Origin of the sequence: Bacteroides sp. CAG:633 (assembly GCF_000435115.1) — a bacterium.
Taxonomy (GTDB): Bacteria; Bacteroidota; Bacteroidia; order Bacteroidales; family Bacteroidaceae; genus Bacteroides; species Bacteroides ndongoniae.
On sequence record NZ_FR883122.1, the window covers coordinates 6,433 to 14,343 of the forward strand.

Consider the following 7,911-nt stretch of genomic DNA (forward strand, 5'->3'; position numbering starts at 1 on the left):
GGAAAGAGTCTTTGACCCGCGTAATTCTGTCCGATAAGACTAAAAACATAGAGGATGCGGCGTTCAAGGCCTGCAAGAACCTGAAGATTTGCCAGATACGCAAAAAGACACCTCCCAACCTGCTCAAAGAGGCCTTGGCCGATAGCATAACCGCCATTTTTGTGCCGCTGGGATGCAGCGATACCTACAGGGTAAAAGACAACTGGGGAACGTTTGCCTTTATCGAAGGAGAGCCCTTAGGCATTACCGTGCAAGTAGGTGCCATGGGAAGCCTGGCAAGCGAACTGGTAAAAAAAGGCATCCAGCCCAAAGAAGTGAACTTCCTGACCGTAGAGGGAAAACTGGACGAAGCAGACTTTACACTGATACGGGACTATATGCCCAATCTGGTTTCCATCGACCTGACGCAGTGCAATGCAACTGCCATTCCTGATTATACCTTTACACAGAAAAAGTATCTGTTGAATATAAAGCTGCCACACGGGCTGAAAACCATCGGTCAGCGTGCGTTCAGTGGTTGTACCCGCCTGTGCGGAACACTGATGCTTCCTGCCAGCGTGACGGCCATCGAATACGGTGCCTTTATGGACTGTGACAATCTGCGCCACGTCGTAGCAACAGGCAACAGCATCACAACTTTAGGAGACAACCTGTTCGGAAACAATAACGACAAGCTGATCTATCAGAAAAAATAAAAAAATGAAGAATGATTAATGGTTAATGGTAAATGACAACTCAATTCTTCATTCATCATTCTTCATTCATCATTAACCATTCATCATTCTTCATTTTCCTATCAGGCACCGTACATACGTGCCTTCAGCTCCTTGATATGATCTGACGTGATGTATTCATCATACTCCATCATCTTGTCAATGATGCCATTGGGCGTCAGCTCTATAATACGGTTGGCAACGGTCTGAATGAACTCATGGTCGTGAGAAGAGAAAAGAACGTTGCCCTTATAAATCTTCAAGTTATTATTGAAGGCCTGAATGGATTCCAGGTCCAGATGGTTGGTCGGAGTGTCCAGTATCAGGCAGTTTGCATTACGCAATTGCATACGGGCAATCATACAACGCATTTTCTCGCCTCCGGACAGCACACTGACTTTCTTCAGCACCTCTTCGCCCGAGAACAGCATACGACCCAGGAAACTCTTCATATAGACTTCATTGCCTTCGCCATATTGGCTCAGCCAGTCTACCAAATTCAAATCAGTATTAAAGAACGACGTATTGTCCAGCGGCAAATAAGCCGTAGTAATGGTAACACCCCAATTGTAACGTCCGGCATCCGGCTTCATGTTTCCGTTGATGATCTCAAACAAAGCAGTCATCGCACGCGGATCGCGGGACAGAAAGACAATCTTGTCTCCCTTCTCGACATTGAAGTTCACGTCGCGGAACAGTACCGTACCGTCTTCCAACGTTTTCGTCAGGCCCGACACTTCCAGAATCTGGTTGCCCGGTTCACGTTCCGGCGTAAAAATAATGCCCGGATATTTGCGTGAAGAAGGCTTGATTTCTTCTACATTCAGTTTCTCCAGCATCTTCTTACGGCTGGTCGTCTGCTTGCTCTTGGCCACATTGGCACTGAAACGACGGATAAATTCTTCCAGCTCTTTTCTTTTCTCTTCAGCTTTGGCCTTCTGGTTCTGCTGCTGACGAAGCGCCAGCTGGCTGGACTCGTACCAGAAACTATAGTTACCGGCAAAAAGGTTTATTTTACCATAATCGATGTCCACCGTATGCGTACAAACCGAATCCAGGAAATGTCGGTCGTGGCTGACAACCAGCACCGTGTGTTCAAAGTTCGAAAGATACTCTTCCAGCCAGGTGACCGTTTCCATATCCAAGTCGTTGGTAGGCTCGTCAAGCAGCAAGTTGTCAGGGTTTCCATATAAGGCCTGCGCCAACATCACACGCACCTTCTCCTTATTGTTCAGTTCGCCCATCATCACATAGTGCTTGTCTTCCTTTATGCCCAGGCCACTCAGCAAAGCCGCAGCGTCACTTTCGGCATTCCATCCGTTCAGTTCGGCAAATTTCTCTTCCAGTTCGGAAACCTTCAATCCATCCTCGTCGGTAAAGTCTTCCTTGGCATACAATGCATCGCGCTGCTTCATGATGTCCCACAAGACAGTATGGCCCATCATCACAGTGTCCATCACCGTGAAAGCATCCCACTTGAAGTGGTCCTGACTCAAAACGGAAAGCCGTTCTCCGGGTCCCAATGTAATCAAACCTTTTGTTGGCTCCAGCTCCCCGGATATCGTCCGCAAAAAAGTTGATTTTCCGGCTCCATTCGCCCCAATTATACCATAACAATTACCGTTCGTAAACTTCAGATTTACGTCATTAAACAACACTCTTTTACCAAATTGCACTGCAACATTCGAGACTGTAATCATCTTCCTATCTTTGAATTTATTTACAAATTACGAGCTAATACCCTATATTCATTCATTTTGCCGGCAAAGATACGATTATTTCAGGAATAGAAACAGAGAAACGCTGTCAATCTGGCATAAAAGTGTTAACTTTGCAGCGTTTTTGTACAAAAGCATTTTTGGCAAAGTTTTTGTAGGAACAGAAACTAAGAAAATGCAAAACTTAAACCTTAGAAACGATGAAAGATAAAAAATATTACAGAAACAATAAGCATAATAACAATATGAATCCAGAAAAAGAAAACAACAGAGAAGAGAATCTGGGTACTCAGAATGCCCGCCCTAACGAGCAGGAAGAGGTTGCAACAGATCAGAATGAAGTTCGTGAGGAAGAAAACACTTCCATGAGTAACGAGGAAAAGCTGGCTCAGGAATTGGAAAAAGCCCAGCACATGCTCGAAGAGCAAAAAGACAAATATCTGCGCCTGTCGGCCGAATTTGACAACTACCGCAAACGGACCATGAAGGAGAAAGCCGAACTCATCCTGAACGGAGCAGAAAAAAGCATCAGCAGCATTCTGCCTATTGTCGACGACTTTGAGCGTGCCCTTAAGAATATCGAGACTGCCACCGATGTAGCAGCAGTCAGAGAAGGCGTTGAGCTTATCTACAACAAATTCATGAAGGTACTGGAACAGAACGGAGTAAAAGTCATCGAGACACAGGAAAAGGAACTCGATACAGACTTCCATGAAGCAATCGCCGTCATTCCGGCTCCCACAGAAAACCTGAAGGGAAAGATTTTGGATTGCGTTCAAACAGGTTATACTCTAAATGACAAAGTTATCCGTCATGCCAAAGTGGTAGTCGGAGAATAAAAATGACACTTGCGAAACTTAAGTAATATGGAAAAAAGAGATTACTACGAGGTATTAGGCGTTGACAAAAAAGCATCTGCAGACGAAATAAAGAAGGCTTATCGAAAGAAAGCCATCCAATATCACCCGGACAAAAACCCGGGCGATAAAGAAGCGGAAGAAAAATTCAAAGAAGCAGCCGAAGCTTACGACGTATTGAGCAATCCGGAAAAACGGGCCCGTTACGACCAGTTCGGACATGCCGGAGTAAGCGGAGCAGCCGGCAACGGCGGACCGTTCGGAGGCTTCAGCGGTGGTATGTCAATGGATGATATCTTCTCCATGTTTGGCGATATTTTTGGCGGCCACGGCGGATTCGGAGGCGGATTCGGAGGATTTGGCGGTGACGGAGGTGCGCAGCAGCGTCGCTATCGCGGCTCCGACCTGCGGGGAAAGGGTAAACTGAATCTGAAAGAGCGGGTAAAGGTTAAACTGAATCTGAAAGAAATTTCAACCGGAGTAGAAAAGAAGTTCAAGCTGAAGAAATATGTTCCCTGTAGTCATTGCCATGGCACGGGAGCAGAAGGAAACGGCGGAACCGAAACCTGTCCGACCTGTAACGGCAGTGGTACAGTCATTCGCAAGCAGCAGACAATTCTTGGCACCATGCAGACACGCAGCACGTGTCCTACCTGTGGCGGTGAAGGCAAAATCATTAAAAACAAATGTAAGGAATGTGGCGGTGAAGGAATTGTCTACGGAGAAGAAGTAGTAACCGTAAAGATTCCGGCTGGAGTGGCCGAAGGCATGCAACTCTCCATGAGCGGAAAAGGAAACGCCGGCAAGCACAACGGCATCCCCGGCGATTTGCTGATTCTGATAGAGGAAGAAGCTGACAAGGAACTGATCCGCGACGAAAACGATCTGATCTACAATCTCCTGCTTAGCTTCCCTACCGCAGCACTGGGCGGAACTGTGGAGATCCCGACCATCGACGGAAAAGTAAAAGTAAAAATAGAATCGGGAACCCAACCGGGCAAAGTGCTTCGCCTGCGTGGCAAAGGTCTGCCGAGCGTAAACGGATATGGAACAGGCGACCTGCTTGTGAATATCAGCGTATACGTTCCCGAAACTTTGAGCAAAGACGAAAAGAAACAACTGGAGGAAATGGAGAACTCGGACAACTTCAAGCCCAACACTTCCATCAAAGAAAAGATATTCAAAAAGTTCAGAAGCCTGTTCGACTAAATAACAGCAGGCACTGTATAAAAGTATAAGAAACTGTCCTGAAAAGGCATGGCCCACCCCAAGAAGGTCTGAAGGATTTTCGATTCTTCATCAGCTTACTTCGGTTGTGGTCCATGCCTTTTTTTATATAATATGATATTCTTTTGAAGCTTCAACGATACAACTATCACAAAAAATGCTATATTTGCAATGGAATAGAACTTCGACAAGGGACGTTTATTCCCTAAACACACAGTATTAAAAAGATTACGTTATGAAAAAAATCAATCTTAAAATGGCAGCTACCGTAATGATCTGCGGTGCTTTTCTCTTAAGTTCTTGTGTAGGTTCATTCGGCTTGCATAGCAAGTTGGTCAACTGGAATCAAAGTATTGGCAACAAATTTGTCAACGAACTCGTATATCTGGCATGCAACATCATCCCTGTGTACGGAGTATGCTATCTGGCCGATGCAGTTGTCATTAACTCCATTGAATTCTGGAGCGGCAGCAATCCGATGGCCAGCGTAGGCGACATTAAGAAGGTGAAAGGTGAAAACGGTGATTATCTGGTAAAGACACTCGAAAACGGATACTCCATTACCAAAGAAGGAGAGAATCTCTCCATGGAACTGGTCTACAACAAAGAGGCTAACACCTGGAACGTGGTAGCAGACGGAGTAAGCACCGAACTGTTGCAAATGAACAACGACGGCACCGCACAGATGTATCTGCCCAACGGAGAGGCCATGAACGTCACCTTGGATGCACAAGGCGTAGCAACTGCCCGCCAGGCTACTATGGTGAACACTTATTACGCCGCCCGCTAATTTTCATAATACAAGTTTCGCCGGGTAACAGCACAAGTCCTGCACACATTTCTATGCGGGAAGGCTGTACCCGGCGAAACTTTGTTTAATTGAATATACTGTCTAACACATGAACCAGTTTCTTTTTAGATATATCCACAAAAAGAATTTTCCCGTCAGGACCAATCAGATAATTCGCAGGAACCGTTTCTATATGCAAGCGCTCAATGCTTCTATACAATTCTCCTTGACTGTTTATCCCCGATAAGTTATAGATTTTAGGATTGAGTGTTTGGATGGTGTTTTTCCACTTCTTTTTGTTGTTATCCAATGAAATATTGTATATCAACAATTTTTCCCCATATTTCTCTGGCAACTGATCGATAAATTTCAAATTGAGCAGACAGGGCACACACCATGTAGCCCAAAAGTTTACGAAAACATATTTCTCTGTCTGAATAGGAAGTTGTCTTGTAACGTCGTTTGTATCAGATACTTCTATATTCCAAAGTGCATATCTTCCGGTAACTTCCAGTTCATTTTGCATGTCCAGACTCACTGGCATCGATTCTTTCTTTTGGTTTTTTAATACCCTCTTTTTTGCCCGTATTGCACTTAATCTCGCCAGATTTTGGCGCGATTCTTCGCTACCGGGCGGACATCTTTTCCTATCGGGTTTCAGTCGCCACATTTTTTTATAAAGAGGAAAACGCGAAATGACTTCTGCTCTCATTTTCTTTACAGAATCTTCACCATAATCATTGACAGACAATAAAACTGCACGCAACCATGCTATATAAGGGTAAGTTGTGCTTTTAAGAGATTGGATTTCATTACGTCTGAGTTTTGCTTCTATTTCTTTAATTTCAGCAGTCAATACCTGATAGCTTGAATCCGTTTGATAGACAGTCATTTTTTCCAATAAGCCAAATCTCTGTTGTAACAAACTGTCTCTGCGGTTAAAATAATCGGCTTCTTCATTTGTCGCAGGCGAACCTACTACTTTTTTCATAACCACATTTTGCCAATCCGCATCATTGATGTGAATAGAAATGCTATCTCCGGGAGTTGCAACTATATCCACTTCTCCCGGACCTTGTTTTTCAAATAAAAGAGATACCATTTCTTGTTCGGGTACAAATCCATACAAATGCACAGTCTTATCTTGTGGCGACAACAAAGCCGAATCTTCTATGTAGCATTCATTATAACGTAAATAATGAAGATATACATATTGCGACGGAATGCATAAGGAACTATCTGCTGTCACTGTAATACAAAAGTTCTTTTCAGAGCCTTTACTTGAAGTCAGAGCCAAAAGAGTTAAACATAAGAAGGCAGAAAGCAATGTTTTCATAAGATTCTATTTGTAAATTTCTTCATTGCGCCATCAGACTATCCAATTTCTGTATCAAATCCTCGCCGTGCAAGTCTTTCGCCACAATCCGGCAATGGTTGTCCAGCAGGAAAGAACGTGGTATCAGTTTCACGCCCAAGCGTGCCACTTCCGGAAGCTGGTTCCGGTTGTTGTCCGTACCGATGACATTGACAAAAGCTTGCAGAGAGTCTTTTACGATACTTTCGCGCCACCCGGTACGATTGTTGTCAATGGAGACGGCATACACTTTCAAGTCCTGCGGATACTTCGCCAAAGCCTGCTTGACGTACGGGAACTGAGCACGACAGGGCTTACACCACGTGGCCCATACGTCCACATAAATGTAGCGGCACCCTTTCAGGTCGGACAGGGCTACTTTCCCACCGTCCGCACTTTCCAGATTGAGCGACAGCGTTTTCCCTATTTCCGTGTTCTTTCTGGCCATCTGATAAACGGCCTTTTCTCTCTTCACGTCACTGATTCGACGGCGGGTTCTCAGGCTTCTTTCCGATTGCGAATTATCTACTTTTTTCTGAGTTACTTGAATGGCTCGTATATCGTTCGGCCACTTTTTTGCAATATACTGCCTCAAAGCCATCACGCTGTCTTCACTGATGTAATCTTTAAAATTCACCTGCAAAAACACTCGCGCTAAACTGGCTGAAACATAATGCGGATTCTGTTTGACTTGATTGCAATAGTAATCCACCATCATGCGGTCCCACAGAAGAAGGCTGTCCTTTTTCCCCTCATCCTCCAGCCGATGCCGTGTTTGCCACATGCTTCTGGACATCATATTAAACCCTATAATCTCGTTATGCACTTTTCCCTTCAACGCTTTTCTATAAGTGACCTGATCCATATCATCATAGAAAGCCTCTATTTCCACCGTATCGTTGGGGATCAAATAAACAACCAAGTCATTGGGACCTTCTTTAGAGAAGGTGATACGTACACTATTTTCAAGAAGCAGAAGCCCTTGCAGTTCCACTGTTTTCTGTCCTTTTTCTGTCCGTACCGAGTCCCAGATATTCATCTCTCCGCCCGACACCCACGAAAGATATGAGTGGAGATAAACGGTCTGTTCCACTTGTGAAAGTTGGTCGTCCAAATGTACAATGACCGTCACGTTTCTGGTCTCATCGTTTCCCTGCTGAGGGAGGAAGCTGCCCAATACGAACAGCGACATAAACACGTATAACAAGGCTTTCATAACATAGATGTTTTTTAGTTTAACCAACGCCTCCCC

General features: G+C 44.7%; 6 protein-coding genes and 1 pseudogene. 4 read left to right on the top strand and 3 right to left on the bottom strand.

Features of this window, described 5'->3' with window-relative positions; translation table 11 throughout:
• A pseudogene (locus QVP67_RS12255) lies at positions 1-695 on the top strand (leucine-rich repeat domain-containing protein); the annotation flags it as partial.
• A gap of 101 nt (positions 696-796) precedes the next feature.
• Here the strand turns inward: QVP67_RS12255 and QVP67_RS12260 are convergent.
• Complete coding sequence (locus QVP67_RS12260) at positions 797-2,413, bottom strand: ABC-F family ATP-binding cassette domain-containing protein (protein ID WP_022163855.1); 1,617 nt, start codon at positions 2,411-2,413, stop codon at positions 797-799.
• 218 nt (positions 2,414-2,631) lie between these two features.
• Between QVP67_RS12260 and QVP67_RS12265 the strand changes: the two genes are divergently transcribed.
• The 3 genes from QVP67_RS12265 to QVP67_RS12275 all read left to right on the top strand — a co-directional run bounded on the left by QVP67_RS12265 (position 2,632) and on the right by QVP67_RS12275 (position 5,305).
• Positions 2,632-3,270, top strand: a complete 639-nt coding sequence (locus QVP67_RS12265) for a nucleotide exchange factor GrpE (RefSeq protein ID WP_022163856.1) — start codon at positions 2,632-2,634, stop codon at positions 3,268-3,270.
• 27 nt (positions 3,271-3,297) lie between these two features.
• On the top strand, positions 3,298-4,497 hold the full coding sequence (gene dnaJ / locus QVP67_RS12270; RefSeq protein WP_022163857.1) for a molecular chaperone DnaJ: 1,200 nt from the start codon (positions 3,298-3,300) through the stop codon (positions 4,495-4,497).
• Positions 4,498-4,750: 253 nt separating this feature from the next.
• The gene (locus tag QVP67_RS12275) at positions 4,751-5,305 is read left to right on the top strand and encodes a DUF3332 domain-containing protein (RefSeq protein WP_022163858.1); all 555 of its coding nucleotides are present in this window, start codon (positions 4,751-4,753) and stop codon (positions 5,303-5,305) included.
• Between the two features lie 85 nt (positions 5,306-5,390).
• Here QVP67_RS12275 and QVP67_RS12280 read toward each other — a convergent pair whose 3' ends face one another.
• On the bottom strand, positions 5,391-6,641 hold the full coding sequence (locus tag QVP67_RS12280) for a TlpA family protein disulfide reductase (protein ID WP_022163859.1): 1,251 nt from the start codon (positions 6,639-6,641) through the stop codon (positions 5,391-5,393).
• A gap of 22 nt (positions 6,642-6,663) precedes the next feature.
• Positions 6,664-7,875 (bottom strand): TlpA family protein disulfide reductase, encoded by a 1,212-nt coding sequence (locus QVP67_RS12285; RefSeq protein ID WP_022163860.1) that lies wholly within the window; start codon positions 7,873-7,875, stop codon positions 6,664-6,666.
• Between the last annotated feature and the right edge of the window lie 36 nt (positions 7,876-7,911).

Bases quoted from the DNA above. Each gene is read 5' to 3' on its own strand.
- QVP67_RS12260 (WP_022163855.1), bottom strand. From the start codon at position 2,413: ATGATTACAGTCTCGAATGTTGCAGTGCAATTTGGTAAAAGAGTGTTG.
- QVP67_RS12265 (WP_022163856.1), top strand. From the start codon at position 2,632: ATGAAAGATAAAAAATATTACAGAAACAATAAGCATAATAACAATATG.
- dnaJ (WP_022163857.1), top strand. From the start codon at position 3,298: ATGGAAAAAAGAGATTACTACGAGGTATTAGGCGTTGACAAAAAAGCA.
- QVP67_RS12275 (WP_022163858.1), top strand. From the start codon at position 4,751: ATGAAAAAAATCAATCTTAAAATGGCAGCTACCGTAATGATCTGCGGT.
- QVP67_RS12280 (WP_022163859.1), bottom strand. From the start codon at position 6,641: ATGAAAACATTGCTTTCTGCCTTCTTATGTTTAACTCTTTTGGCTCTG.
- QVP67_RS12285 (WP_022163860.1), bottom strand. From the start codon at position 7,875: ATGAAAGCCTTGTTATACGTGTTTATGTCGCTGTTCGTATTGGGCAGC.